Annotated in this window: 19 protein-coding genes and 1 pseudogene; 8 read left to right on the plus strand and 12 right to left on the minus strand. The window is 69.3% G+C overall.

Translation table 11 applies throughout. The features are described from left to right. The first annotated feature begins 17 nt into the window (after positions 1-17). Entirely contained in the window at positions 18-578 is a 561-nt protein-coding gene (locus ACW6W5_RS12200; protein WP_121043679.1) for a glutathione peroxidase, read from the plus strand. 57 nt (positions 579-635) lie between these two features. Here ACW6W5_RS12200 and ACW6W5_RS12205 read toward each other — a convergent pair whose 3' ends face one another. From ACW6W5_RS12205 to ACW6W5_RS12230, 6 genes and pseudogenes are all read right to left on the minus strand, one after another. Continuing rightward, on the minus strand, positions 636-1,637 hold the full coding sequence (locus ACW6W5_RS12205) for an MlaA family lipoprotein (RefSeq protein WP_152152848.1): 1,002 nt from the start codon (positions 1,635-1,637) through the stop codon (positions 636-638). A gap of 18 nt (positions 1,638-1,655) precedes the next feature. Beyond that, positions 1,656-1,949: pseudogene (locus ACW6W5_RS12210) on the minus strand (STAS domain-containing protein); the annotation flags it as partial. Beyond that, complete coding sequence (locus tag ACW6W5_RS12215; RefSeq protein WP_152152816.1) at positions 1,939-2,601, minus strand: MlaC/ttg2D family ABC transporter substrate-binding protein; 663 nt, start codon at positions 2,599-2,601, stop codon at positions 1,939-1,941. The pseudogene ACW6W5_RS12210 and the gene ACW6W5_RS12215, both read right to left, overlap by 11 nt. Further along, positions 2,598-3,125 carry an outer membrane lipid asymmetry maintenance protein MlaD gene (gene mlaD / locus ACW6W5_RS12220; protein ID WP_019183994.1) on the minus strand — a complete coding sequence of 176 codons (528 nt, stop codon included), beginning with the start codon at positions 3,123-3,125 and terminating at the stop codon, positions 2,598-2,600. Before mlaD ends, ACW6W5_RS12215 begins: the two co-directional genes overlap by 4 nt. 116 nt (positions 3,126-3,241) lie before the next feature. Further along, complete coding sequence (locus ACW6W5_RS12225) at positions 3,242-3,991, minus strand: MlaE family lipid ABC transporter permease subunit (protein ID WP_152152818.1); 750 nt, start codon at positions 3,989-3,991, stop codon at positions 3,242-3,244. After that, on the minus strand, positions 3,991-4,779 hold the full coding sequence (locus ACW6W5_RS12230) for an ABC transporter ATP-binding protein (RefSeq protein ID WP_019183992.1): 789 nt from the start codon (positions 4,777-4,779) through the stop codon (positions 3,991-3,993). The genes ACW6W5_RS12225 and ACW6W5_RS12230 overlap by 1 nt, the downstream gene beginning before the upstream one ends. Positions 4,780-5,003: 224 nt before the next feature. Here ACW6W5_RS12230 and recC point away from each other — a divergent pair, with 224 nt between their 5' ends. Genes recC through recD form a run of 3 tightly spaced genes read left to right on the plus strand, consistent with a single transcriptional unit; the run spans position 5,004 to position 13,881 of the window. After that, a complete protein-coding gene (gene recC / locus ACW6W5_RS12235) occupies positions 5,004-8,351 on the plus strand; it encodes an exodeoxyribonuclease V subunit gamma (protein ID WP_152152820.1) in 3,348 nt (1,115 codons plus the stop codon). Further along, positions 8,348-11,989 (plus strand): exodeoxyribonuclease V subunit beta, encoded by a 3,642-nt coding sequence (recB, locus tag ACW6W5_RS12240; protein ID WP_152152822.1) that lies wholly within the window; start codon positions 8,348-8,350, stop codon positions 11,987-11,989. Before recC ends, recB begins: the two co-directional genes overlap by 4 nt. Then, positions 11,986-13,881 (plus strand): exodeoxyribonuclease V subunit alpha, encoded by a 1,896-nt coding sequence (recD, locus tag ACW6W5_RS12245; protein ID WP_152152824.1) that lies wholly within the window; start codon positions 11,986-11,988, stop codon positions 13,879-13,881. The genes recB and recD overlap by 4 nt, the downstream gene beginning before the upstream one ends. Before the next feature lie 14 nt (positions 13,882-13,895). Here the strand turns inward: recD and ACW6W5_RS12250 are convergent, their stop codons facing one another. From ACW6W5_RS12250 to ACW6W5_RS12275, 6 genes are all read right to left on the minus strand, one after another. After that, on the minus strand, positions 13,896-14,291 hold the full coding sequence (locus ACW6W5_RS12250; protein ID WP_088435243.1) for a hypothetical protein: 396 nt from the start codon (positions 14,289-14,291) through the stop codon (positions 13,896-13,898). Positions 14,292-14,376: 85 nt separating this feature from the next. Next, positions 14,377-16,434 (minus strand): FUSC family protein, encoded by a 2,058-nt coding sequence (locus tag ACW6W5_RS12255; RefSeq protein ID WP_152152826.1) that lies wholly within the window; start codon positions 16,432-16,434, stop codon positions 14,377-14,379. A 3-nt stretch (positions 16,435-16,437) separates the two neighbouring features. Continuing rightward, positions 16,438-17,895: an efflux transporter outer membrane subunit gene (locus tag ACW6W5_RS12260; RefSeq protein ID WP_152152828.1), complete on the minus strand. Its 1,458-nt coding sequence runs from the start codon at positions 17,893-17,895 to the stop codon at positions 16,438-16,440. Beyond that, complete coding sequence (locus ACW6W5_RS12265; RefSeq protein WP_193222799.1) at positions 17,892-18,800, minus strand: efflux RND transporter periplasmic adaptor subunit; 909 nt, start codon at positions 18,798-18,800, stop codon at positions 17,892-17,894. Before ACW6W5_RS12265 ends, ACW6W5_RS12260 begins: the two co-directional genes overlap by 4 nt. Next, positions 18,797-19,006 (minus strand): DUF1656 domain-containing protein, encoded by a 210-nt coding sequence (locus ACW6W5_RS12270; protein WP_019183984.1) that lies wholly within the window; start codon positions 19,004-19,006, stop codon positions 18,797-18,799. Before ACW6W5_RS12270 ends, ACW6W5_RS12265 begins: the two co-directional genes overlap by 4 nt. Before the next feature lie 83 nt (positions 19,007-19,089). After that, positions 19,090-19,545, minus strand: a complete 456-nt coding sequence (locus ACW6W5_RS12275; protein WP_121043644.1) for a MarR family winged helix-turn-helix transcriptional regulator — start codon at positions 19,543-19,545, stop codon at positions 19,090-19,092. A gap of 159 nt (positions 19,546-19,704) precedes the next feature. Here ACW6W5_RS12275 and folE point away from each other — a divergent pair, with 159 nt between their 5' ends. The 4 genes from folE (at position 19,705) to ACW6W5_RS12295 (ending at position 26,265) form a co-directional block, all read left to right on the plus strand. Beyond that, positions 19,705-20,307, plus strand: a complete 603-nt coding sequence (gene folE / locus ACW6W5_RS12280; RefSeq protein WP_019183982.1) for a GTP cyclohydrolase I FolE — start codon at positions 19,705-19,707, stop codon at positions 20,305-20,307. A gap of 127 nt (positions 20,308-20,434) precedes the next feature. Further along, positions 20,435-21,904 carry a DUF3375 domain-containing protein gene (locus tag ACW6W5_RS12285; RefSeq protein ID WP_152152832.1) on the plus strand — a complete coding sequence of 490 codons (1,470 nt, stop codon included), beginning with the start codon at positions 20,435-20,437 and terminating at the stop codon, positions 21,902-21,904. Continuing rightward, the gene (locus ACW6W5_RS12290) at positions 21,891-22,592 is read left to right on the plus strand and encodes a DUF4194 domain-containing protein (RefSeq protein ID WP_123730916.1); all 702 of its coding nucleotides are present in this window, start codon (positions 21,891-21,893) and stop codon (positions 22,590-22,592) included. Before ACW6W5_RS12285 ends, ACW6W5_RS12290 begins: the two co-directional genes overlap by 14 nt. Positions 22,593-22,638: 46 nt before the next feature. Further along, the gene (locus tag ACW6W5_RS12295; protein WP_152152834.1) at positions 22,639-26,265 is read left to right on the plus strand and encodes an ATP-binding protein; all 3,627 of its coding nucleotides are present in this window, start codon (positions 22,639-22,641) and stop codon (positions 26,263-26,265) included. Positions 26,266-26,278: the final 13 nt, after the last annotated feature.

Consider the following 26,278-nt stretch of genomic DNA (forward strand, 5'->3'; position numbering starts at 1 on the left):
AACGCAAGGAACCTGCCGTGAGCCAGACCGTCTACGACATCCCCGTGACCACCATCGAAGGTCAGCCGACCTCGCTGGCCGACTACCGCGGCAAGGTGCTGCTGGTCGTCAACGTCGCCTCCAAGTGCGGCCTGACCCCGCAGTACGAAGGTCTGCAGGCGCTGTACGCCGACAAGCAGGCCGCCGGCCTGGAAGTGCTGGGCTTCCCGGCCAACAACTTCCTGGCCCAGGAGCCGGGCAGCGAAGCGGATATCCAGCAGTTCTGCCAGCTGGAGTACAACGTCAGCTTCCCGATGTTCGCCAAGATCAGCGTCGCCGGTGAGGACACCCATCCGCTGTACCAGCAGCTGACCGCCGCGCAGCCGGCTGCCACCGGCGAAGGCCCGATGCGCGAGAAGCTGCAGGGCGCCGTGGCCAAGTATCCGGAGCTGGTAGTCAACGCCGCCCCGGGCGTGCTGTGGAACTTCGAGAAGTTCCTGGTCGGCCGCGATGGTCAGGTCATCGCGCGCTTCGCCCCGGACGTGCCGGCCGATGACGCACGCCTGGTCGCGGCGATCGACGCGGCGCTGGCGGCCTGATCGGCGGACCCGGAAACAAAAAAAAGCCCCGCTTCGGCGGGGCTTTTTCGTGGGGGTTCAGTTGCCCCAGTTCGGCATCGGCATCGCATCGACCGGAATCGGTGCGGTGTCGTCGGCGTCCTTGCCGCGCGCGTGCTTGCCACGCAGGTCGTTCTCGATCTGGTAGTTGCGACGTTGCAGCCACGCATCGCGGGTGAGGGCGTACTCGTCCACGGCGTTGTCGCGGATGTCATCCAGCGCCATCAACTGCGATCGCATGTCCACCAGCTGCAGACCCTGAAGACCGATACGAATCTTGTCTTCTTCAATGGTACGGATCGGCGAGAGCGGAATGTCGCCCGCCAGGCCGAACACGTCGCGCACGGTACGCGGGCCGAAGAACGGCAGCTCCACATAGCGCGAGCCGCGCCAGCCCCAGGCACCCAGGGTCTGGCCGAAGTCCTCACTGCGTCGCGGCACCATCGCCTTGCTGGCCGGATCGAACAAGCCACCCACGCCCAGCGTGGAGTTCATCAGGAACCGCCCCAGACTGTCCCACGCATCGCCAGGGCGACCCTGCAGCACCTGGTTGGTGATGGTCACCGGTGCCCGCAGATTGCTGAAGAAGTTGGTCACGCCGGTACGGGCGAAACGTGGCACCACACGCGTGTACGCAGTGGCAAGCGGTCGTGCCACGGCGCGGTCGACCACGTTGTTGAAACTGTGCACCTTGCGGTTGAAGGGTTCCCAGGGATCGTAGGCCGTACTGCCGCCTTCACTGCCCTCCGCGGTCGGGGCCGGGCCACCATACAGCGCGGCAAAATCGTCCTCGGCATTGGTCGGTGCGGTGCCGCCACTGACTGGCGCGGTGGCCGGGTCGGTGCCGGCCTGAGCAGCGGGGGGCGTCGTGTCGGCGACGATATCGGCCGGTACGGCATCGGCGTCGGCCGTCGCGGTCGTCGGTGCCGTCACGGGGGCGACCTCGACGCTGACCGGTGCGCTGTCGCGTGCGGGTTTGCCGGCACAGGCGCTCAAGGCCAGCGCCAGCACGAGGAGGGGGAGGGTGCGTATGACGTTCATGTCAGCTCGCCCAGAAAGGGCATGGAAATCCAGGGTGGGTGCCAACCGGTAGGCGGCACTGAGGTCGGTGAAACCGTCCGGGCTGCCGACGATCGTCGGTGGGGTCCCGTCTGCACGCAGGCGTGCGGCCAGCTCGGCCAGCAGCGCCAGACCGGCGCTGTCGAGCCGGCTCACCGCCGCCAGATCCACCTGCTGCACGCCGTCCAGCGCGGTCAGCGAGGGCCACAGAGCCGTCACCGCCGCGCGGTCGAGCTCCCCGCTGAACACCAGCGAGGTGCCGTTGCGTTGCACGCTGGCGCTGTTACTTGCCACGCGGGGCCTGCCCGGCCTGCATGCTGCCGTTGCGCAGTTCGGTGGCGACCTGCTGGATCGACTTCTGGCGCAGCGGGGCGTCGAACTGGGTCTTGAAGGTCTGCACGTAGGAGATGCCTTCGATCATCACATCGAAGATCTTCCACTGGCCGTTGACGTTGCGCATCAGGTAGTCGACCGGGGTCGGCTCGCTGCCGGCGCGGATCAGCTCGGTGGACACGCGCACGCCACGGTTGCCCGGCAGCGGCGACTCGGTCTTCAGGCGGAAGGTCGGCTTGCCCTGGATCTCGAGCAGGGCCGAGCCGTAGCGCTGCATCAGGTTGTCGGCCATCGCATCGGCGAACAGCTTGACGTCGGCATCGGAGGCGCCGCGGCCGTGCACGCCCAGCACGAGGCGGGCGGCGTAGTCACGGTCGAAGGTCTTGTTGAGCTCGCTGTTGATGAAGTCACGCAGCACGGCCGGGTTGGCCCGGAACTCGGTGCGGCGCTGCTGCAGCGAGGTCAGGATGCGGGTGCCGGCGTCCATCACGGCCTTGCTGGCCTGGCCCTGCTGGGCGGCAGCGGCCGCCGGGGCGGCCTGGGCGAAGGAGAGCGAGGGCGTGGCGGCGAGCAGGGCCGAGGCCAGCAGTGCCGGGATCAGGGTCTTTTTCATGGTTGCGGTTCCGTTGCAGGCGCGGGCGCGCCGTTGCCATCGTGGGAGTCAGCGCCACCGGTGTTGGCCGGACCGCTGAACATGTACTTGCCGACCAGCTGCAGCAGGTCCACCGCCGGCTGGGTGAAGACGATCTCGTCGCCGGACTTGAGTACGTCCGGATCTCCGCCCGGCTGCAGTCCGATATAGCTCTCGCCGAGCAAACCGCTGGTGAAGATGCCGGCCGAGGTGTCGGCGGGCAGATCCTTGAACTTGCCGTCGAGCTTGAGGGTCACGATCGAGTCGAACTTCTGGGGATCCAGTTCGATGCCCGAGACCTGGCCGATGGTGACGCCGCCGATCTTGACCGGGGCCTGCTTGCGCAGCTGGCCGATCTGGGTGAAGCGCGCCTTGAGTTCGTAGCCGCTGCCACCGGTGCCCCACCGTTGATTGGTGGAGGCCACGGCCAGCACCAGCAGCGAGGCCAGCGCCAGCAGCAGGAACGCGCCGACGGAAAATTCGAGTCTGGGACCGCGGATGGCCATGGGATATCTCACTGTTCTTTGTCAGGTGCCTGGACAGGTGTCCGGGCGGGAAGTCTTTGCGTACTCAAGCGGGGTACTGGCCAGGGACAACGGCCGTACCGACCCACGGTCGGTACCTACTGGAACATCATGGCGGACAGCACGAAGTTGAAGACCAGCACCAGCAGCGAGGCGTTGACCACCGCACGCGTGGTGGCGACCGAGGTGCCTTCGATGGTGGGTTCGGCATGGAAACCGACATAGGAGGCCACCAGGGCTGCCGTGCCGCCGAAGATCGCCGACTTCAGCATCGCCACGCCGAAGTCGTCCCAGAAGTCCACGCTGTTGCTCAGCGCCGACCAGAACACGCCATTGTCCAGGCCGAGCACGTGCACGGCCTCGAAGTAGCTGGCACTGATCGCCATTGAACAGAAGATGCCGGTCAGCAGCGGCACGGTCAGTACCGCCGCCCAGAAGCGCGGGGCAACGACCTTGGCGACCGGGTCGATCGCCATCAGCTCCAGGGCCTTGATCTGGTCGGTGGCCCGCATCAGGCCCAGCTCGGCGGCGATCGAGCTGCCGGCGCGGCCGATGAACAGCAGCGCGGTGAGCACCGGGGCCAGTTCGCGGTACAGCGACAGGCCGAGCAGCGTGGACAAGGCATCGGCGGCACCGAAGGTGGTCAGCGTGCGGTAGCCCTGCAGGGTCAGCACCAGGCCCACGAAGGCACCGCCCACGGCGATGATCGGCAGCGAACGTGCACCGATCTTGTAGATCTCGCGGGTCAGCTCGGCCAGGAAATCGGCGGTCGGCAGCGAGCCGCGCAGCACCGTCAGCGAGAACAGGCCGGCGCGACCGAGCGAGCGGGTGGCGTCAACGAACGGCATCAGGCAACCCTCGCACGCGGTGCGGCATCAAACGGGATCGGGCCGTCCGGCTCACCATGCAGGAACTGCCGCAGCAGCGGGTCCTGGCTGGATTCGAGCGCGGCCGGGCTGCCCTGGAACACGATGCCGCCGTTGGCGATCGCGATCACCTGGTCGCAGATCGGCAGGGTCTCGTGCACGTGGTGGCTGACGATGATGCTGGTCAGCCCCAGGCTGTGGTTGAGGCGCTGGATCAGGCTCATGATCACGCCCGAGGCGATCGGATCCAGCCCGGTCAGCGGCTCGTCGTAGATCATCAGCGGCGGGTCCAGTGCCAGCGCGCGGGCCAGGGCCACACGGCGCGCCATGCCGCCGGACAGCTCGCGCGGCCAGGCATCGGCAGCGGCCAGCAGACCGACCGCGTGCAGCTTCATCTGCACCAGGCGGCGCAATACGGGCTTGGGCAGGCGGGTGTGGGTGCGCAGCGGCAGCGCCACGTTCTCGGCCACGGTCAGGTCGGTCAGCAGGCCGTTGCCCTGCAGCAGCACGCCCACGCTCTTGCGCATCTCCAACAGCGCGCGTGCGCCGGTCGGGATGGGCTGGCCGAACAGGGTGACCTCGCCGGCAACCGGCCGCAGCTCACCGGTCAACGCGGCCAGCAGGGTGGACTTGCCACTGCCCGACGGGCCGAGCACGGCCGTGATGCTGCCGCGCGGAACGGTCAGCGAAACGTCGCGCAGGATCGTACGTCCGCCGCGGTCTATGCGGACGTTGGACAACTGCACCAGACTCTCTTCGGAAACCGTCATGAGCGCCATTAACAAAATTCCAACGTTGTAAGATCGTGGTGAACGGCTGAACATAACCGAACTGCACCGTGCAGTATTGTCGCACGGGCAGGTGAGGGCAGCGCCCCGACGGCCATGCCGTGGGCTGCAACACAGCGTGTCGGGCCGGTACCGGCCACGGCCTTTTCCACGTCCGGACACCGGCCAGCGCTGCGTTCGTGCGCGGGCTGCGGCACACTCCTGCGATGACCGACGCCGCTTCAGACTTCCGCCTGTACCACTCCAACTCGCTCGATGTGCTGGCCGCCCTGCTGGCCACGACGCTGCGCACGCCCGTGCCGGGCCAATCGATCCTGGTGCCTGAGGTGGTCCTGATCCCGCAGGTCGCGATGCGCCGCTGGCTGCAATCGACCCTGGCGGCCGAGTATGGCATTGCCGCCAACCTGGAGTTCCTCACCCCCGGTGAGCTGGTCGCCCGCGCCCTCAACGCCAACGTGCCCGGCGAACATGACGATCTCAATGCCGAGGGCCTGCGCTGGAGGCTGTACGCTGCGCTGCGTGACCCGGTGCTGATGGCGCAGCCGCCGATGGCGGCCCTGCAGGCCTACCTGTCCGCGGCCGATCCGCTCAAGCCGTGGGCGCTGGCCGCCGAGCTGGCCTCGGTGTTCGAGAAGTACCAGGCCTGGCGCCGCGATTGGCTGCTGCGTTGGGAGGCCGGCGCGGCACCGAACGACCCGCAGGCGATCCTGTGGCGGCATATCGCCAGCGGCAAGCAGTACCGTGCGCGCCGCATCGATGCCTATCTCGCCCGTTTCGAGGGCGCCGACCAGCCGCTGCCGCAGGGCCTGCCGGCGCGGGTGTTCGCCTTCGCCACGCTCAACATCTCCCCGGACGTGCTGCGGGTGATGGCCACCCAGGCGCGGGTCGGCACGATGCACTTCTATCTGCCCACACCGACCCAAGCCTACTGGGGCGATCTGCAGACCCTGGGCGAGAAGCTGCGCAGCGGCGCGCCCGATCCGTTCGGCGAGGCGGCCGGCGAGAACCGCCTGCTGCAGGCCTGGGGCGCGGCGGGCCGCGACTTCATGGCGGTGCTGGGCAGCTACGAGGTCGTGCACCCCTCCGGTGAGATCGCCGCCTACGACGATCCCGAAGAGGACGCGCGCCCGGACATGGACGCCGGCGGCCTGTCCGACAGCCTGCTGCATCGCCTGCAGCGCGACCTGTTCCACCGCCGCGGGCAGCCCGCCGGGCCTCTGCGCGAGGCGCTGCGCTACGACGACCCGAGCCTGCAGGTGCATGCCTGCCATACCCGCCTGCGCGAACTGCAGGTGCTGCACGACCAGCTGCGCGGCCTGCTCCAGGACCCGCGCTTCGATCCGCCGCTGCAGGCGCGCGAGATCGCGGTGCTGGCGCCGGACATCGATCCCTACGTGCCCTACCTGGAAGCGGTGTTCGGCGGGCGCGGCGGCGGCGATGACCACATTCCCTATGCGCTGGCCGACACCAGCCCGCTGGCGGGTGAACCACTGGCCGATGTGTTCGTGCACCTGCTCGGGTTGCCGGTCTCGCGCTTCGGCTTGAACGAAGTGCTGGATCTGCTCGCCAGCGCGCCGCTGGCCGAAGCGGCCGGTCTGGATGCGGCGGCGTTTGACCGCCTGCACGACTGGCTGCAGGCCGCCGGCGCGCGCTGGGGGCTGGATGCCGCCCATCGCGGCCAGCACCAGGCCCCGGTCGATGACGCCTTCACCTGGCAGTTCGCACTTGATCGCCTGCTGCTCGGCCATGCCAGCGGCAGCGACGGCGATATCGCCGGGGTCGCGCCGTGGCCGGAGCTGGAAGGCAGCGCGCTGGATGCGCTGGACCGCCTGCTCGGCCTGCTGCGGGTGCTGGCGCGCTACCAGAAGGCGTTGGGAGAGGCGATGTCGCCCGGCCAGTGGCGGCAGCGTCTGCTGGCGCTGCTCGATGCGCTGCTGCCGGAGCCGCCGCAGGCCGCCAACAGCCAGCGCGCGCTGGAGCGGCTGCGCAAACTGATCAACGAGTTCGCCCGTGATGCGGATACCGCCGGCTTCGAGGGCGACGTGCCGCCGGAGGTGCTGCGCGCGCATTTCGCCGGCGTGCTCGCGCAGGCCGATACACGTGCGCCGCTGCTGACCGGCGGCGTCAGTTTCGGGCGGATGGTGCCGATGCGCCTGCTGCCGTTCCGGGTGATCTGCGTGCTCGGGCTGAACGATGGCGATTTCCCGCGCCGCGACCCGGCTGCGGGGCTCAACCAGCTCACCGCCGAACTGGGCACCGACAAGCGCCGGCATGGCGACCGCTCGCTGCGCGAGGACGACCGTTTCCTGTTCCTGCAGCTGTTCGCCTCGGCGCAGGACGTGTTCTACCTGAGCTACCTGGGCGCCGATCCGCGCGATGGCAGCGTGCGCGAACCGTCAGTATTGGTCAGCGAGCTGATCGATGCCGCTGCCGAGTACCACCTGGATCCGCCCGCGGCGGCCAAGCGGATGACGGTGCGGCACTCGCTGCAGCCGTTTGCACCGGCGGCCTTCGGTGGCGGTGAGGAACCGCGACGTTTCAGCTATCGCCAGCAATGGCACCCGGCCGCCGGCTCGCTTGGCGGCGCACGGCGTGCGCTGGCGCCCTGGTTCGCACGGCCACTGCCACCGATGGAGAGCGTGGTGGGCGAGGCGGAACTGAGCGTGGATGCGCTGCGTCGCTTCCTCACCGATCCGGCCAGCCAGTTCCTCTCGCAACGGCTCGGCCTGCGCCTGCCCGACGACGTGGACAACGCCGAGGATGTGGAGCCGTTGGTGATGGCGGCGCGCGGTGGCGATACCGTACTGCTGCAGCAGGCGGTGATCGAGGCCACCCTCGACGAGAATGCCGCGCCGCTGTACCCCCGGCTGCGCGCGCGTGCGCTGCTGCCCTCCGGTGCACTGGGGGAGCGTCAGTTCGCCCTGCTGCAGGCGCAGACCGAACCCTACGCACAGGCGCTGGCGCAGTGGCAGGCCGGTACCGCGGCCGGCAGCCGCCGCTACGAAGTGGATATCGACGGGGTGCGTCTGCACGGCCGCGTCGATGGCCTGCATCCGCATGGCCTGGTGCGCCTGCGCCCGGGCCCGCTCAATGGCCGTGCCGCGATCCGCCAGGGCCTGGACTGGCTGCTCGCCAACGCCGCCGGCGACCCACAGCCGCTGGTCCAGTTCCACGACGCGGGCGATGACGGGCTGGGCCCGCACACGCTGCCGCCGCTGGAGGCCGAACGGGCGCACGAGGTGCTGCGGCGCCTGCTGCAGCTGCGCAGCGAAGGGCTGCGCGCGCCGCTGTTGTACGGCCCGTCCACCGGCTGGGTGCTGTACACCGCCGCCGCGGCCAAGCGCGAAGCCGAGGGCCGCGCCAAGTGGCATGGCAGCGACCGCACCTGGGGCGAATCCACCGGCGCCGGCTACCAGCTCGCGCTGCGTGGCCATGATCCGTTCGCCAGCGCGGACAGCTACCGACAATTGCTGCACAACAGCTTCGTGGTGTTCACCGCGGTGCGCGAAGGCCGTGTGTTCCCGGGCTTTGACGAGGAAGGAGCCCTGCGATGATCGACCACGACCTGCTCAACGATCCCTATCTGGCGCTGCCGCTGGAGGGCGTGCGCCTGATCGAGGCCAGCGCCGGTACCGGCAAGACCTTCACCCTGGCCACGCTGTTCACCCGGCTGGTGGTGGAGAAGGGCTGGCGCATCGGCCAGATCCTGGCGGTCACCTTCACCGATGCCGCGACGCAGGAACTGCGCAAGCGCATCCGCGAGCGCCTTGCCTTGGCCGCACAGCTGGTCGAGCGCGCGCCGAGCGAACAGGACAGCCCGGAGGTCGTCCTGACCCAGGTGATCCTCCACCGCCAGCTCGCCCTCGGCGAAGAAACGCCGGCCGCGCTGGCGCGCCGGCTGCAGACCGCGGCCGACGAAATCGATCTCGCCTCGATCTTCACCATCCATGGCTTCTGCACCCGCGTGCTGCGTGAGCATGCCTTGGAGAGCGGACACACCTTCGATCCGCCGACCCTGCTGCCGAGCGAACGCGCGCTGCACGAGGAACTCGCCGCCGACCTGTGGCGCGTGCATGCCAACGACGCGGCCACGGTCGATGCGCTGACCTGGCTGTGGTCCTCGCCCGAGGCGCTGGCCGGCGATCTCACCACGCTGATCAAGCCGTTGCCGTTGCTCCCAGCGCGGCCGACCCACACCTTCGACGACCCCGCGCCGCAGCTGCGGCTCGCCGCGGCCGCGTTGGCCGAGGCGATCGAGAGCCACGGCGAAGACGCGCAGGCACAGATCGCCGCCGCCTTCGATCGCAAGGTCTTCGACGGTCGCCGTGCCAAACGGCCCAGCTTCGACAAGGCCTTCGGCGAGCTGTTCGCCGGCCGCAGCGCACAGCACTGGCCGCGCGGTGACAAGAGCCACCTCGGCAAGCTGCTGCCGGTGCAGCTGCTGGCCTTCTGCAAGGACGGCATGGACGGCCAGTGCCCGGTCTCGCCGCTGTTCGATGCACTGCAACGCTGGTGGCACGCCGCCGACGCGCGCGAGCAGTGGCTGCGCCAGCAGGCCACCGCGTTCCTGCATGACCTGCGCGATGAAGCGCGTGCGCGCTTGGCTGAGCTCAAGCGGATCGGACGCGTGCAGACCTACGATGACCTGATCGACGGTGTCGCCGATGCACTCGACGGCCCGCACCGCGCCACCCTGGTGCAGCAGCTGCGCGCGCAGTACGCGATCGCGCTGGTGGACGAGTTCCAGGATACCGACGACCGCCAGTGGGGCATCTTCCAGCGCGTGTTCGGCGAGTCGGAGGAGACCCGCGAGGCCGGCCTGACACCGGCGCTGTTCCTGATCGGCGATCCCAAGCAGGCGATCTACGGCTTCCGTGGCGGCGATATCCACACCTACCTCAAAGCCAAACGCCAGGCCGATGCAGCGCCCGCGCTGGACCGCAACTTCCGCTCGCGTCCGGCGGTGCTGCACGCGATCGAAGCGCTGTACGCCAATGCCGGCGAACGCGCCTTCCTCGAAGCCGACATCGCCTTCGAGCCGGTGCACCCCGGCAGCACCCGCGTGGATGCGGATTTCCTGCGCGACGGGATTCCCGCACCCGGCCTGACCGTGCGCGTGCTGCACAACACCGAGGCCGGCGATCTCAAGGCCGATCCCTCGCGCCAGCAGGCCAGCGACGCCTGCGTGGCCGCGATCCACCAGATCCTCAGTGAGGCCCGGCAAGGGCGCGCGCTGCTGCGCGACGTGCCGGTACAACCCGGCGACATCGCGGTCCTGGTGCGCTCGCACAAGGAGGCCACGCGCATCCAGCAGGCGCTCGGTGCGGTGGGTATTCCCGCCGTCGCCGCGGGCAAGCAGAGCCTGTACGCCACACCCGAAGCGCACGACCTGCGCCTGCTGTTGCTGGCCCTGCTGCAACCGGCCGATGAAGGACGGCTGCGCGCGGCGCTGTCGACCGTGTTGCTTGGCGAAGATGCCGAGGCGATCGATGCGCTGGAGCGTGAAGGGGATGCACAACGCTCGTTCCAGGTGCGGCTGCTGGAATGGCGTGAGCGCTGGCAGCGCGGCGGCCCGTTCGCGGTGATCGCCGATCTGTGTGCCGAGCACGCCGAGCGCCTGCTCGGCCTGCTCGATGGCGAGCGCCGCTTGACCAACTACCTGCAGCTGGGCGAACTGCTGCAGCAGGCGGCCGGGCAGACGCTGGGCATGCACGGCCTGCTCGACTGGCTGCAGGTGCAGATGGCGCACGCCGACCAGAACGACGAACAGCAACTGCTGCGCCTGGAATCGGATGCGCGCCGCGTGCAGATCATCACCCTGCACAAGAGCAAAGGCCTGGAGTATCCGCTGGTGTTCCTGCCGTTCGTGGGCATCGGGGGTGGCGCGCCGAACACCGAGGCCAACTGCACGGTGTACGCCAATGGCCGCCGTGAACTGCACTGGAAGCTGGACAAGGACGACAGCTGGAGCGCGGCCAGCACGCGCAGCGCGCAGGAACAGGAGGCCGAAGACGCGCGCCTGCTCTACGTCGGGTTGACCCGCGCCGAGCACGCGCTGTGGATCGCCGCGGGTGATCTGGCCGGCCTGGCGAAGACCCGCCTGGCACCGATGCTGTCCAACATGGCCGCCCTGCGTGACCACCCGGACATCGCCGTGATCGAAGGCCCGGTGGAGACCCGGCCGGCACAGCTCGCCTTCGAACGCGAGGGCGAACTGCCGCCGGTACGCGCGCTCACCCGCCGCGTGCCGCACGATTGGTGGGTGTACAGCTTCACCCAGCTGGCGCATGCCGACGCCGGCCACGACACCGATGCCGCCGCGACCGAAGTGCCGGCCCCCGCGGCCGACGAACCGGCCGGCGTGGACCTCACCCTGGACGCCGAGCAACCGGCCGTGGCCAGCGACGAGATCGACCCGCGTTTCATGGGCAGCCGCTTCGGCAATGTGCTGCACGATGCGCTGGAGAACACCGATTTCGCGTTGTGGGGCGGCTGGCAGGCCGGGCAGCCGGCACCCGGCGAGGAAGCCGAGGTCCTGCGTGCTTCGCTGCGCGCGGAAGGCTATGCCGAGGAAGATCTGGACGATGGCGTGGCCATGTTGACCGCGCTGGTCGGCCAGACCCTGACCGTGCCCTTGCCGGAAGGCGGCGCACTGCACGACCTGCCGGCCGATGCACGCCGCGCCGAGATCGAGTTCCACTTCGCGATGCAGCCGACCGCCGTTCCCGCCCTGCTGGCCCTGCTGCACGCGCATGGACTGGTACGCGACCGCCATGGTTTCGGCACACGCCGGCGGCTGGAAGGTCTGATGACCGGCAAGATCGATCTGACCTACGTGCGTGCGGACCGCTGGTACGTGCTCGATTACAAATCCAACCGCCTGCCCGGCTACGACGCGGCCCGCCTGACGAGTGCCATGCAGCACAGCGAATACGACCTGCAGGCACTGATCTACACCGTGGCGCTGCACCGCTGGCTGCGCTTCCGGCTGGGCGCGCAGTACGATTACACGCGCGACATGGGCGGCATCCGCTACCTGTTCTGCCGCGGCCTGGACGCCGGCCGCGAGGACAGCCCCGGCCTGTATGCGCATCGCTTCGATCCGGCCCTCGTGGATGCGCTGGATGCGCTGTTCGCGGGTGGCGAACACGCCCAGGCCCGCATGGCCGCCCGCGCACGGGGGGACGCATGAGCCTGCTCACCACGCTGTACCGCGGCAATGCGCTGCGCACACTCGATCACGCGCTGGCGCAAAGCCTGCGCCGGCTGCGCCCGGACACGCCCGAGGCGGTGCTGCTCGGTGCTGCACTGGCGTCGCTGGCGGTCTCGGAAGGCCATGCCGGCCTGGATCCGAGCCAGCCGCAGCGGCTGATCGATGCCGAGATCGAGTGGCCCGCGCCCGAGGGTTGGCTGGCGCAGCTGCGCGCCTCGCCGTGGGTGGAGGTGCCGCACGCAGATGACGTGGTCGCCGGCGATGCACCGCTGGTGCTGGAAAACGGGCTGCTCTATCTGCGCCGCTACCGCGAATACGAGCGTCGGCTTGCGCAGGGCCTGCAACGCATCGCCACGCATCCGCTGGCTGAGGCCGATCCCGGCCGCCTGGCCACCCTGTTTGGCCAGCTGTTCCCGCAGGCCCGCGACGGGATCGATCATCAGGCCCGTGCGGCGGCCGTCGCCCTTTGCCATCCGTTGGTGCTGGTGACCGGCGGCCCCGGCACCGGCAAGACCACCACCATCGCGCGGCTGCTGGTACTGCTGGCCGCACAGGCGGTGCAGGCTGACCAGGCATTGCCACGGGTCGCGCTGGCTGCGCCGACCGGCCGTGCCGCCGAGCGCATGGCCGAGAGCCTGCGCCTGGCCGTGCAGCGGCTGCGGCTGGTCGGCATCGCGCCGGCCCTGTGCGATGCGATGCCGAGCACCGGCACCACCCTGCATCGCCTGCTCGGGGTGATCCCGGATTCGCCGCGCTTCCGCCATCACGCCGACAACCCGCTGCCGTATGACGTGGTGGTGGTGGACGAGGCCTCGATGATCGATCTGCCGTTGATGACCAAGCTGGTCGAGGCGGTCGCCGATGGCAGCCGGCTGGTGCTGCTCGGCGATCCGGACCAGCTGCCCTCGGTGGAAGCCGGCGATGTGCTCAGTGCGATCCTGCGCGCCAGTGGCGATGGCTTGGGCACCCAGGCCGACGACGCGCAGGCATTACGCGCGCTGCTCGCGCCCGAGGCGCTGCAACCGCTGGCACCGCCACGCCGGTTCGCCGGCCGGCGCGTGCAGCTGCAGCGCGGCTACCGGCAGACCGACGCGCTCGATCTGGCGCCGCTGGCGCATGCCGTGCGCGAGGGCAACAGTGCCACCGCGCTTGCCCTGCTACGCGTCGGCACGCTGGCCGGTGTGCACTTCCACGAGGACCAGAGCGACCCGCTGCAGCATCATCGCGAGCACCTGCTCGGGCATTGGCGTGGCCTCGGCGAAGCCGCCGATCCCGGTCAGGCGCTGGCCAATGCCGGCCGCATCCGCCTGCTCACCGCCGTGCGCGAAGGCCCCCAGGGTGCACGCGGGCTCAACGCGCGCATCGAAGCACTGCTGGCCGGTGTGCCGCGGCCGGGCATGGCCCCGGGCTATTTCCACGGCCGGCTGCTGCTGATCACAGAAAACAGCTACCGGCACCGCCTGTTCAACGGCGACATCGGCATCTGCCTGATTGACCGGCACGGCAGCGTGACCGCGTGGTTCCCCGGCGAGACGCCGGACCAGCCGCGCGGTTTCCACCCGGGTGCGTTGCCCGCACATGAGAGTGCGTTCGCGATGACCGTGCACAAGGCGCAGGGTTCGGAGTTCGATGAGGTCTGGCTGCAGCTGCCGCGGCGCGACAACCGCGTGCTGTCGCGCGAGCTGGTCTACACCGGCATGACCCGTGCGCGGCAGTCGCTGCACGTGCTCGGCAGTGCGCAGGTGCTGGAGGCCGCGTTGGCGCGGCATGCCAGCCGTTTGTCGGGCCTGGCGGCGCGCCTGCAGGGCGGCCAGGGCGACGCAGTAGCCGACGCCGTCGTGACGGCGCCGGCCCAGGGGCAGTTGTTCTAGCCCCGCGTCCGGTTTTACTCCGGAATCACCACGGTGCCATCGGGGAACACGATGGCACCGTCACCGCTGACATCGAAGAAGCCCAGCTGGTGGGTGTTGGCCAGCACCTGCACCAGGCCGTGCGCGTTCTCGGCCACCTCGTCATCGAACGAGGCATAGACCACGTGCTGGCCGATGCTGTAGTCGGTCACTTCCGGGCGGTCGTCTTCCTCATCGGAGAGCGGGCCATCCATCGGTGGGTAATGCTCGGCGAGCGCAGCGAAGAAGGCCTGCAGTGCCGGTACCGACACCTTGGGGTCGTCGTAGTCGTGCGTCTCGTTCCATTCGGTCTGCGCGTCATACCACTGCAGGAAGGCCTCGGCCTCGCGCGGGGCGACGGCGGGGTCGAACACCATCAGGTCGTAACTCATCGGAAATCACCTTGATCCATGCGCAAATGCATGCGTCAGGATAGCCCTGATCGGCGCGGGCCGGCCGGTCCGCGCCCGAGCCGGTTCAGCGCGGCGCGGGCAGGCCCGGGGCCGCTGCGGGGGTCTCGGCAGGGGTATCGACCACCGGCGCCTCGGGGAACAGGGCATAGCGCAGCCCGATCAGGCCCATCAGCGCCTCATCGCGGGCCTTGCCGGCCGCCACGGTCTGCACGCGCTTGAGCGAGGCCTCCAGCCGGGCCTGCAGCCCGGTGGGGGCGGGCACCGGGCGGCGCTGCGCGGCCTGGGCGCGGTAATGGCGGGCGATGTCGTCCAGGATCGCGTCGATCGCGGCCACGCTGGCCGGCGGCAGGCCGTGCCGTGAGCGGCGCAGCTGCAGGATGTTCAGGCCGATCCGCGCCTCGGTGAGCATGTCCACCGAGGCGATATCGCTGCCTTCCGGCGTCGCCGCCAGCCGCGGTGCCAGCAGGCCGAGCAGATCGAGCATGCGTGCGGCGAACTGCTGGCGGTCCTGCTGGCCACGGCCCTCGGCTGCATCGGCCAGCGTGTTCCAGCCCTGGCGCACCAGCCGGCGTGCGGTCCACTCGGCACCCACCGAGCGGAACAGCCGCGTCATCACCACCGCAAAGCCAATGCCGATGAACATCGCCACGGCAGAATTGATGAAGCTCTGGATGTTGGCGCTGTAGGTGTTCTGCACGTTCAACAGCGCGACCAGATTCACCGTGAGCGGCAGACCGATCAATGCGGTCTTGGGCCGATGCAGCAGCAGGCCCAGCGGCAGGAAGATCACCGCCAGCACCAGCACCAGGCTGCCGAAGTCGTGCACGGCCGGGAAGATCCCGAACAGGTACACGCCGGCCACCAGGCTGGCCACGATCGCCCAGAGCAGGAAGGACAGCATGCTTGGCGCCGGATCATCCTGCGCGGCGAAGAACGCGGCAGCCACCGCGGCCATCATCGCGCCGTTGCCGCCGCCCTCCCAGCCGAGCCCGATCCACAGCACGCAGTACGTCATCAGGGCGACGCCGGCACTGGCGGCCGAGAACAGCGCCATGCCGTAGTCCACGTGGCGCACGTGGTCTACGCGCTGGGTGCGCACGCGGTAGTGCGCGGTATCGCTCGGCGCGGTGCCGGCATCGATGGCGGCATGCAGGGTGGTGCAGTCCTGCCAGAGGTCCACCAGTTCTTCCAGGCGCAGCAGCAGGGTGACCAGCAGCAGGTGATCCAGCTCGCCGTCCACCGCCGGCTTGAGCGCGACGATGCGGGCGCGCAGTGTGGCGTACGTGCTGGCGCTGGAGCGGCCGGGCTGCTCCAGCCACTGCGCCAGATCGGCGATCAGCGTCTCCAGCCCAGGCGGCAGCGCACGGCCACCCGCGCGCAGCGCCCCCAGCCGGTCGGCGATCGAGGAGAGCACCGGCAACATCAGCAGCATGCGCTCGCGCAGTCGCTCCATCGAGACCGCCGCACCGGCATGGCGCGGGTCGTCGCGACGCATGAATTCGATCAGCGCCTCGAACTGGACCAGATCGGCGGCCAGCCGGTTGCGCGGGCCATGCGCGTGGCCGCGCGTCAGGATCTGCCGGCACCAGTCGGCGGCATCGCCCATCCAGTTGCCGATCCGCGCGCGCAGCATCGGCCGCACCGAGGCGGGGAAGAACAGTGAGGCAAACAGCACCGCCACCACCGTGCCGAGGATGATCTCCTCGCTGCGCGCCACTACGGTGTCGAAGATGGTGTCCGGCGAGGTCACCGCCGGGAAGCCGATGAAGGCGGTGGTGTACCCGGCCAGCAGGAACGCGTAGCCGCGCGGGCCACGGTTGAGCAGGGCGATGAACAGACACCCCGACAGCCACAGCGACATCGCCGCGCTCAGCAGCAGCGGCGTTTCCACCAGGTGCGGCAGCATCCACAGTGTCGCCGCACCGGCGATCAGCGTGCCGAGGATGCGGTAGGCGCCCTTGGCACGGGTCGGGCCCAGCATCGGCTGGGTCACGATGTAGACCGTGGCCATCGCCCAGTACGGCCGCGAAAGATTGCCGGCCAGGCCGATGTACAGCGCCGCGATCGCCGCCAGGAAGGTTTTGACCGAGAACAACCAGGCCTGTCTGTCCAGCAGCAGCATGGCTTACCTCGCGGCCGTGCCGGTGGCGACGGCGTCGGCATTCCAGCCGCCGCCGAGCACCAGGAACAGCTGGATCTGGTCGCGCGAGACCTGCGCCTGCGCGTCCGCCAGGGTCGCATCGGCGCTGGCCAGGCTGCGGTCGGCATCCAGGCTGGCCAGGTAGGGCGTGCGCCCGCCCTGATAGAGGCGGCGGTTCTGGCTGGCAGCCAGATCGGCCTGCTGCTGTGCCTGCTGCAGGAACTGCAGCCGCTGCAGATCCTGGGCATAGCGGCTCAGCGCGGTCTGGGTTTCGCGCAGGGCCTGCAGCACGCTGTGATCGAACTCGGCCAGCGCGGCATCGGCACCGGCTTCGGTGGCGTGGATGCGCGCATGCGTGCTGGAAGAGGGCAGCGTCCAGGAAATCAGCGGGCCGATCGACCATTGCTGGGTCAACGGCGTACCGAAGTCTTCCAGCAGGCCGGCCGCACCGACCGAGGCGCCCAGGCGGATGTCCGGGTAGAGCTCGGCGGTGGCCACGCCGATCCGCGCGGTGGCGGCGGCCAGCTTGCGCTCGGCCTGGCGGATGTCCGGGCGGCGTTGCAGCAGCGCGCGGCCATCGCCGATCGGCAGGGCCTGGGCCAGGGTCGGGGCCTGGCTGCAGTCGCTCACGCCCTCGGGCAGCTGGCCTGGCGTGCGGCCGAGCAGGGCGGCCAGCTGGTATTCGGAGGCCTGGCGGTGTGCACGCAACGGCGGCAGCGCGGCCTGCAGCATCGCGACCTGGGCATTGGCGCGGGCCAGCTCCGGCGGCGTACCGCGGCCGGCCGTGATCAAGCGCTGGGTGACCTCGCGGCTGCGCTGCTGCAGCTGCAGTGAGCGCTCGGCCACGTGCAGCTCATGGTTGGCGTGGCAGATGTCGACGTAGCTGCCGGCCACCTGCGCGACCAGCGACACGCGCGCCAGGTCCATCGCGGCGGCGGTGGCCTGCTCGTCGGCATGCGCGGCCTCGGAGGCGCGCTTGAGCTTGCCGAACAGATCGAACTGATAGGACACCGCGAATTTGCCGTCGGCCAGGTTGATCGGCGGCAGTTCGTGCTCAAGAAGGAACGATTCGGCCGAGAGCTGCGCGCGGCTGACTCCGGCCTCGGCCTCGTACTCGAACCCACCCGCATCCAGCGCCTGCTCGTACACGGCGGCGGCGCGGCGCAGGTTGGCATCGGCCACCTTCAGTTCCACGTTGTCGCGCAGCGCCTGCTGCACCAGCGCGTTGAGGGTGTCGTCCTGGTACAGCTCCCACCAGCGTGCGGGCAGCGCGGCGCCAGCGGCGACCTGCGGGTTGCCGGTGTCCAGGAAGGCGGCGTTCGCCTCCGGCCGCTGGAAGGCGGACCCGGCCGGCACCGCGTAGTCCGGGCCGACGGTGCGGCACGCGGCCAGCGTGGTCAGTGCCACCCCCAGGGCGATGCGGTGAAGCGCCGGGCGGTTCACAGCGCCGTCCGTGCCGGTTGCGCCGGCGTGGCCTGCGCGGTGTCCGGCTGGATGGTGACGGTGGCGGTACGCCCTGCGATCAGGTTCACGCCGGCCGGCACGCGGTCGATATGGATGCGCACCGGGATGCGCTGGGCCAGCCGCACCCAGTCGAAGGCAGGCGTCACGTTCGGCAGCAGGCTGCTGCCTTCACTGCGGTAACGGTCTTCGATGCCGGCGGCGATGCTCTGCACGTGGCCCTGCAGCGGCTGCGCTTCGCCCATCAGGCGGATGTCGACCTTCTGCCCGGCATGCACGCCCTGCAGGCGGGTTTCTTCGAAGTAGCCGTCCACGCGGAACGAGCCGGTATCGAGCACGGCCATCACCGGGCGCCCGGCGGTCACGTAGTCGCCCGCGCGCACGGTGCGGTCGTTGAGGTGGCCATCGCTGGGGCTGCGCACTTCGGTACGCGCCAGGTTGAGCTTGGCCAGGTCCACGGCGGCCTGCGCGGTGGCCATCGTGGCCTGCGCGGCGAGCAGCTTGGCGCGGCGCACTTCGGCATCCTCGGCGGCGACCAGATCCTGCAGGCTGCGGTCGCGCGCGATCTCGCGGCGCAGCTGGTCCAGCGTGGCGCGGCGTTCGCCCAAGGCGGCCTGGGCCTGCTCCAGCGCTATCTCATAGCGTGCCCGGTCCACGACGAACAGCACCTCACCGCGCTTGACCGGCTGGTTGTCGGCCACCTTCACCGCCTCCACCAGCCCGGACACGTCCGGCGCGACCTGCACCACGTCGGCGCTGACATGCGCATCACGCGTCCACGGCTCATCCATGTAATAGGCCCACAGGTGGCGCAGCACCAGCACGGCGGCCAGTACGGCCACGGCGGTCAATACGACCGGGAATGTCTGCTTGAGGATCTTGTTCACGATTGCATCCAACGCATCAGGGAAAACAACCCGCCGAGCACGATCACGTACACGGCCAGGTTGAACAGGGCGGGGTGCCAGATGTGGCGGTAGGCGCCGGTGCGCTGCAGGACCACGCGCAACCCGCTCTTGAGCAGGTAGGCAAGCAGCATCAACCCGAGCAGGGTCGGGACGAACACACCATAGAGACTGAATTCACCGTACATCGAGGCAAAGGATTCACAGGGGAGCGGAAAGGGGATCGCCCGGCGTCGAGGGACGACACCGGGCGGTACAACGGGGAACAGGCTTACGTCACGCGGTCGGCCGCATCGGCCAGCAGCTGCCACAGCTTCAGGACGGTGCGCAGTTCATCCAGGGTCAACTCGCCGAACACATCCTGGCGCAGGCCGATCAGCTGGGTTTCCAGCTCGCTGACCAGGGCCTCGCCCTTGTCGGTCAGCCACAGCAGGTTGGCGCGGCGGTCGCTGGCATCGCATTCGCGGCGGACCAGGTCGCTGGCGGCGAGCTTGTCCAGCAGGCGCACCAGCGAGGGCCCTTCCATGCCCAGCTGGTGGGCCAGCGCCACCTGGCGGATACCGCCGCCGGCGCGCCCGATCATCAGCAGCGGCATGGTGCAGGCAGCGGAAATGCCGTAGCTGCCCAGGGCCTGGTCGGCCAGGCGCTGCCACTGCCGCCCTGCATAGAGCAAGCCGGAACTGAGCTGCATCTGCAGCTGGGTGCGTTCGTCGAGGGATCGGTTCATCAGAATAGATAGGATACTACTAATTCGCCTCCTATCAATACCCGTGGCACAACCGCGGCCCAATGAATGCCTTTCCGGGCGGGGCCCGGGCGCCCCGGCGCAGGACGCCCGAGGGGTCTGTCGGGTACGATGCTCGCCCCCCTTCGGGTGCTGTATGTAATGAGCAAGCAAGACAACGACGCCAACCCCGTCACCCAGGCCGAGGCCGAATCGGCGGTGCGCACCCTGCTGCGCTGGGCCGGTGAAGATCCGACCCGTGAAGGCCTGCTGGATACCCCGCGCCGCGTAGCCGAAGCCTATGGCGACTGGTTCAGCGGCTACCGCGACGACCCGCGCGCCTACATGGAGCGGACCTTCGAGGAAGTGGCCGGCTACGACGAACTGATCGTGCTGCGCGACATCGAGTACGAAAGCCACTGCGAACACCACATGGCGCCGATCATCGGCCGCGTGCACGTCGGCTATCTGCCGGCCGGCAAGGTGGTGGGCATCAGCAAGCTGGCCCGCGTGGTCGAGGCGTACGCGCGCCGCTTCCAGGTCCAGGAAAAGATGACCGCGCAGATCGCCCAGTGCATCCAGGACGTGCTGCAGCCGGTCGGCGTGGGCGTGGTGGTGGAAGGTGCGCATGAGTGCATGACCACCCGTGGCATCCACAAGCGGGGCGTCAGCATGGTCACCTCCAAGATGCTGGGCAGCTTCCGCGAGGACGCGCGCACCCGCGCCGAGTTCCTGCGTTTCATCGAAGTGGGCGGCAAGCGCTGATTCCCCGCGCTGTCGCGCGCGGCCGGCAGGCGCCGGGCTTCGGCCCGGCCCTGCGGGTGCGTGCGCGTCCCGTTTCCCTCCCGGCCGCCGCGACCCGCGCGGCCCGTCTTCCTGTCCCCGGTCTCGAATGAAACATCGCGAGCGCATTACCCGTTACCGCCACCTGCGCGAACAGTCGCAGTGGAAGCTGCTGGCGGCCGATCACGCGCCGGAGATCATCGGCCTGCTGCAGAGCCTGCTGATGCAGGACGAGCGCACCCTGTCCACCGCGGTGCTGCACGAACGCCTGCAGCGCGCGCTGGATGATCTCAAGGCCGATGAGCTCTCGCGCGACCTGCCTCGCACCGCACAGGCCTACATCGCGCACTGGCTGGCCCAGGGCTGGCTGGAACGTCGCCTGCCCGAAGGCGCCGACCAGGAACAGTACGAACTGTCCACCCAGGCCGCGCAGGCGATCCGCTTCGCCGACAGCCTGGAGCAGGCGCGCGCTGCCGCCACCGAGAGCCGCCTGGCGCTGGTGATCGAGCAGCTCTCGCAGCTGGCCGCGCTGACCGAATCCAATCCGGATGCGCGCCTGTCCGCGCTGCGCGACGAGCGCGACCGCATCGATGCCGAGATCGCCCGCGTCAGCGGCGGCAAGGTCTCTTCGCTGGACGGCAAGCGCGCGCTGGAGCGGACCCGCCAGATCATCGGCCTGGCCGACGAGCTGACCGAAGATTTCCGCCGCGTGCGCGACGACTTCGAACGCCTCAACCGTGAATTCCGCGAACGCATCATCGATGATGAGGGCGAGCGCGGTGACGTCCTGTCCAAGCTGTTCGAAGGCGTGGACGTGATCGGCGACAGCGACGCCGGGCGCAGCTTCGAGGCGTTCTGGCGCCTGCTCAATGATGCCGAACAGAGCGCCCAGCTCGATGCCGCGCTGGAGACCGTGCTCGCGCGTGGTTTCGCGCGCAAGCTGGATCGCAACGAGCGCACCTTCCTGCGTGGCTTCACCACCACCATGCTTGAGCGCGGTGGCCAGGTCCACGACGTGCTGCAGCACTTCGCGCGCAGCCTGCGCGGCTTCGTGCAGAGCCGTGGCTACCTGGAACAGCGCCGCCTCAACCAGCTGCTCAAGCAGGCCCAGGGCGAGGCGCTGGGCCTGCGCGACCACATCCCGGCGCAGCGCGGCATCGGCCGCGACCTGCAGCTCACCACCAGCCGGCTGCGCTCGCTCTCGCAATGGAAGCTGCACGATCCGCGCCAGGCGCAGGTGGATGGCAGCGTGCAGCGCAACGACACCGCCGCGATCTCGCTGGAAAGTGTCGGCGACCTGGTGGCCGCCTCTGAAATCGACTTCCGCACCCTGCGCTGCGATCTGCACGAGCTGCTCGGCGAGCAGCCGCGGCTGTCGATCGCGCAGGTGCTTGAACACCGCGAGGCCCCGCAGGGCCTCGGCAGCATCATCGGTTACCTCTCGCTCGGCACCCGCCACGGCGAGGTCGCCACCGATCAACAGGAGATCGCGCAATGGCGCGGCGGCGATGGCCAATGGCGTCGCGCCCGCATTCCGCTGATCTGGTTCACCCAGGAGAAACGCCATGAGCTGGCATGAACAATCCACCGACACCCCGATCGACGGCGGCGCAGACGAGCACGACGACGAGCCGGTCGTGGTGACGCCCGTCCTGCGGCGTAACAATGACGTCTTCTACATGGGCGACACCGGCCGGCTGCCGCTCGATGGCCGCCGCGCGCTGTGCCAGCTGCTGATCGGCCCGAGCATCGACCAGCTGCGCCACGCCAAGCTGTGGCCGGCGCTGATCCGCAGCGAAGCGGCGATCCGCTCGGCGCTCTCGGACCTGTTCCTGGAACTGGTGCTGGACCGCGAGAGCGGCGTGGCCTTCACCCGCCAGGCCGATACCGAAGATATCGATGCACCGGTGCTGCTGCGTACCTCGCCGCTGACCTTCATCGATTCGGTGCTGCTGCTGCACCTGCGCCAGCAGTTGGCCGAAGCCGATGCGCGCGGCGTGCGCGCGGTGGTCGAGGATGCCGAACTGGCCGAAGCACTGGCCGTGTACGAGCGCCACCTGTCCACCGACCGCGCCGGCTTCAACCGCCGCGTCGCCAGTGCCGTGCAGAAGATGAAGGACAACCACATCCTCACCCGCCTCGGCGGTGACGATGCGCGTCATGAAGTCTCGCCGGCACTGAAACTGATGTTCTCCGCCGAAGATGTCGCCGCCCTGGCCCAGGTGTACCGCCGCCTGCGCGAAGCGCCGGCCGACCTCGACGCCTGAGCGCGCGCCCGCGCGCCGCTGCCCTGCCTGGATTGCTAGCCCTGCCATGACCGTCCACATTCCCGCACCCGCCCTGTTCCCCGGCGACCAGCCCGACCCGCGCGCGCAGCAGTTCCGCATGCGCCGCCTGCAGGTCCACAACTGGGGCACCTTCTCCGGCCTGACCGAAGTGCCGATCGCCGAACGCGGCTTCCTGTTCGTCGGCCGCTCCGGCTCGGGCAAGTCGACCCTGCTCGATGCGATGTCCGCGCTGCTGGTACCGCCGGCCCTGGTCGACTTCAATGCCGCCGCGCGCGAAGCCGAACGCAGTGGCCGCGACCGCAACCTGGTCTCCTACGTGCGTGGCGCCTGGGCCGACCAGCAGGACAGCGGCACCGGCGAAATCGCCACCCAGTACCTGCGTAAAGGCGCTACCTGGACCGCGCTGGTACTGGAATACCGCAGCAATGACGGCCGCATCGTCAGCCTGGTGCGCCTGTTCTGGATCGCCGGCAACGGCGCGGCGGCGGCCGATGTGCGCAAGCACTACATGGTGGCCGAGCGCAGTTTCGACATCGCGCGCGACCTCGGCGGCTTCGACCTGGACCTGCGCAAGCTCAAGCAGCGCCTGGGCGATGTGCATCACTTCGACAGCTTCGCCAGCTACGCCGAACGGTTCCGCCACGTGCTCGGGATCGAGAACGAGATGGCGCTGCGCCTGCTGCACAAGACGCAGTCGGCGAAGAACCTCGGCGATCTGAACGTGTTCCTGCGCGACTTCATGCTCGATGCACCGCGCACCTTCGATGCCGCCGAGCGGCTGGTCGATGATTTCGCCGAACTCGATGGCGCCCATCAGGCCGTGGTCACCGCGCGCCGCCAGGTCGAAACCCTGCTGCCCGCACGCGGCCACTACGCCGATCTGCAGGCACTGCGCCGCCAGCGCGAAGAGCTGGATGAGATGAAGCTGGGCATCGACGGCGTGCGCGAGCAGCGTCGCCTGGCCCTGCTCGAGGCGCGCCTGCTGGAACTGGATACCCGTGACCGCGGGCTGTCCGGCGAAGAAGGCCAGCGCCGCAGCGCGCTGGACAACCATGAAAGCCACCTCGCCGAACTGGAAGCGCAGCGGCGCCAGCAGGGCGGCGAGCGCATCGAAGAGCTTGAGCGCGAGCAGGGCCGTGTCGCCCAGGAGCGCGACCGCCGCCTGGCCAAGCGCAGCCAGGCCAACCACGCCAGCCGCGAACTGGGGGAAACCCTGGCCGAGACCGCGCACGGGTTTGCCGAGCAGCTCGCCCGCGCCCAGGCCCGCCTGGACGATGGCCAGCGCGCTGCGGCCGAGCTGGATGAAGCCATTGCCGAGCGCATGGGCGGCAAGCGCGACGACGAACGCCGCTTCGCCGAGGTGCGTTCGGAACTGGAGGCGCTCAAGCGCACCCCGTCCAGCATCCCTGCACCCATGCAGCAGCTGCGCGCACGCCTGAGCAGCGATACCGGCATTCCCGAGGCGGCACTGCCGTTCGTCGGCGAACTGCTGCAGGTCCGCGACGAAGACGCCGCATGGCAGGGCGCCATCGAGCGCGTGCTGCACGGCTTCGCGCAATCGCTGCTGGTCGATGAGCGCCACCACGCCCAGGTCTCGGAGTGGATCAACCAGACCCACCTGGGTACCCGCCTGGTCTACTACCGCGTACGCCGCAACGACGATGCGCTGCAGGGCCGCGAGCCGGGCGCACGTTCGCTGCTGCACAAGCTGGTGCTGCGCGAGCACGGCTATGCCGGCTGGCTGCGCCGCGAGCTGGGCAAGCGCTTCGACTACGAATGCGTGGATGCACGCCATCTGCGCGATACCGACCGCGGCATCACCAAGGAAGGCCAGGTCAAACACCCGGGCGAGCGCTTCGAGAAGGACGATCGCCACAACATCAGCGACCGCCGCCGGTGGCTGCTGGGCTTCAACAACCGCGACAAGCTGGACCTGTACGAGCGCGAAGCGATCGAACTGGCCCAGCGCATCGCCGCCTGCGACAGCGACGTGGCCGGCCTGCGCGCGCAGCGCGAACAGGACGGCAAGGCCCGACTGGCCTGCCATCAACTGTGCACGCTGGGCTGGGACGAGATCGATGTGGCCGCACCGCTGCAGCGCCTGGACGACATCGCCCAGGCCCTGCACGACCTGCGCGAAGGCAATGCCGATCTGCGCAAGCTGGGCGAACAGATCGAGAAGACCCGGGCTGATGTGGCCCAGGCCAAACGCACCTATGAAGACGTGCGCGTGGAGCGCGGCCAGCTTGGCCGTGAACACGAACGCCTGGAACGCCTGCACGAGCAGTGCGCGCCGCTGGCCAAGCGCGTGGTCACGCCCCTGCAGCAACAGGGCCTGGACGAACGCCTGAAAGTGCTCGGCGTGCTCAGCCTGGAGAACCTGGAAGCCCACTTCCGGCAGATCAGCAACACGCTCAACGAACAGCTCGGCGGTTCCCAGGCAGAACACAACCGCCTGGAGAACCTGCTGCTCGGCTGCTTCCGCCGCTACTGCCAGGCCTGGCCCGAAGACAGCGGCGACTTCACCGTCAGCCTGTCCAGTGCCGAGGATTTCCTGGCCCGCCTGCAACGGCTGGAGAACGATGGCCTGCCGCAGCACGAGGCACGCTTCTTCGATCTGCTGCAGAGCCAGAGCAAGAACAACCTGCTGGCCCTGCAGCGGCACACGGCCGAGGCGCGCAAGTCGATCGCCCAGCGCCTGGACGAGGTCAATGCCTCGCTGGAGCAGGTGCCGTTCAACCGCGGCACCCTGCTGACCATCGAACTCACCGATCGCCGCCTGCCTGAAGTGCTGGAGTTCCACCAGCGCCTGCGCGACGTGCTGTCCCAACAGCAGACCGAGCAGCGCGAACTGGCCGAAGCACAGTTCGCGGTCCTGCGTGAGCTGGTCGCCAAGCTCGGCTCGCAGGAAGGCGAGGACAAGCGCTGGCGCGAGCTGGTGCTGGACGTGCGCCTGCATGTGGAATTCGTCGGCGTCGAGCTCGACGCCGCCACCCGCCAACAGGTGGAGATCTACCGCAGCGGTGCGGGCAAGTCCGGCGGCCAGCGCCAGAAGCTGGCCACCACCTGCCTGGCGGCCGCGCTGCGCTACCAGCTCGGTGGCGCCGACGGCCAGCTGCCCAGCTACGCGGCGGTGGTGCTGGATGAAGCCTTCGACAAGGCCGACAACGAGTTCACCGCGCTGGCGATGAACATCTTCGACAACTTCGGGTTCCAGATGGTCGTGGCCACCCCGCTGAAGTCGGTGATGACGCTGGAGCCGTTCATCGGCGGTGCCTGCTTCGTGGAGATCAGCGGTCGCCACGACTCCGGCGTGCTGCTGATCGAGTACGACGACGAAGGCAAGCGCCTGAAGCTGCCCGAGCGTGCCCGCGCCGGCGAGACGACGGCGGCACGGGCACCGGCCGTGATCGCCGCGCCTGCCGTGGTGGATGCCCCCGAGGTGATGGCCAACGAGGTGATGGCTGCCTCGGTCGACGAGGACGCCCACGTCGAGGCCGAGGTCGAGGGCGTGGAGGCACCGGCAGCCGTGCCGGCATCCCGCGCGAAGAAGGCTGCGCCCCAGGTACCGGCGAAGAAAGCGGCAAAGAAGACGGCCACCAAGGCCGTACCCAAGGCGGCCGCAAAGAAGCCGGCCAAGCCCAGGCGCTGAGCAACCAACGGGT

The organism is Stenotrophomonas sp. IS26 (assembly GCF_054188265.1).

Excerpts from the sequence above, each read along its gene's own strand:
- ACW6W5_RS12205 (WP_152152848.1), bottom strand. The coding sequence starts at position 1,637 with ATGAACGTCATACGCACCCTCCCCCTCCTCGTGCTGGCGCTGGCCTTG.
- ACW6W5_RS12215 (WP_152152816.1), bottom strand. The coding sequence starts at position 2,601 with ATGAAAAAGACCCTGATCCCGGCACTGCTGGCCTCGGCCCTGCTCGCC.
- mlaD (WP_019183994.1), bottom strand. The coding sequence starts at position 3,125 with ATGGCCATCCGCGGTCCCAGACTCGAATTTTCCGTCGGCGCGTTCCTG.
- ACW6W5_RS12225 (WP_152152818.1), bottom strand. The coding sequence starts at position 3,991 with ATGCCGTTCGTTGACGCCACCCGCTCGCTCGGTCGCGCCGGCCTGTTC.
- ACW6W5_RS12230 (WP_019183992.1), bottom strand. The coding sequence starts at position 4,779 with ATGACGGTTTCCGAAGAGAGTCTGGTGCAGTTGTCCAACGTCCGCATA.
- recC (WP_152152820.1), top strand. The coding sequence starts at position 5,004 with ATGACCGACGCCGCTTCAGACTTCCGCCTGTACCACTCCAACTCGCTC.
- recB (WP_152152822.1), top strand. The coding sequence starts at position 8,348 with ATGATCGACCACGACCTGCTCAACGATCCCTATCTGGCGCTGCCGCTG.
- recD (WP_152152824.1), top strand. The coding sequence starts at position 11,986 with ATGAGCCTGCTCACCACGCTGTACCGCGGCAATGCGCTGCGCACACTC.
- ACW6W5_RS12250 (WP_088435243.1), bottom strand. The coding sequence starts at position 14,291 with ATGAGTTACGACCTGATGGTGTTCGACCCCGCCGTCGCCCCGCGCGAG.
- ACW6W5_RS12255 (WP_152152826.1), bottom strand. The coding sequence starts at position 16,434 with ATGCTGCTGCTGGACAGACAGGCCTGGTTGTTCTCGGTCAAAACCTTC.
- ACW6W5_RS12270 (WP_019183984.1), bottom strand. The coding sequence starts at position 19,006 with ATGTACGGTGAATTCAGTCTCTATGGTGTGTTCGTCCCGACCCTGCTC.
- ACW6W5_RS12275 (WP_121043644.1), bottom strand. The coding sequence starts at position 19,545 with ATGAACCGATCCCTCGACGAACGCACCCAGCTGCAGATGCAGCTCAGT.
- folE (WP_019183982.1), top strand. The coding sequence starts at position 19,705 with ATGAGCAAGCAAGACAACGACGCCAACCCCGTCACCCAGGCCGAGGCC.
- ACW6W5_RS12285 (WP_152152832.1), top strand. The coding sequence starts at position 20,435 with ATGAAACATCGCGAGCGCATTACCCGTTACCGCCACCTGCGCGAACAG.
- ACW6W5_RS12290 (WP_123730916.1), top strand. The coding sequence starts at position 21,891 with ATGAGCTGGCATGAACAATCCACCGACACCCCGATCGACGGCGGCGCA.
- ACW6W5_RS12295 (WP_152152834.1), top strand. The coding sequence starts at position 22,639 with ATGACCGTCCACATTCCCGCACCCGCCCTGTTCCCCGGCGACCAGCCC.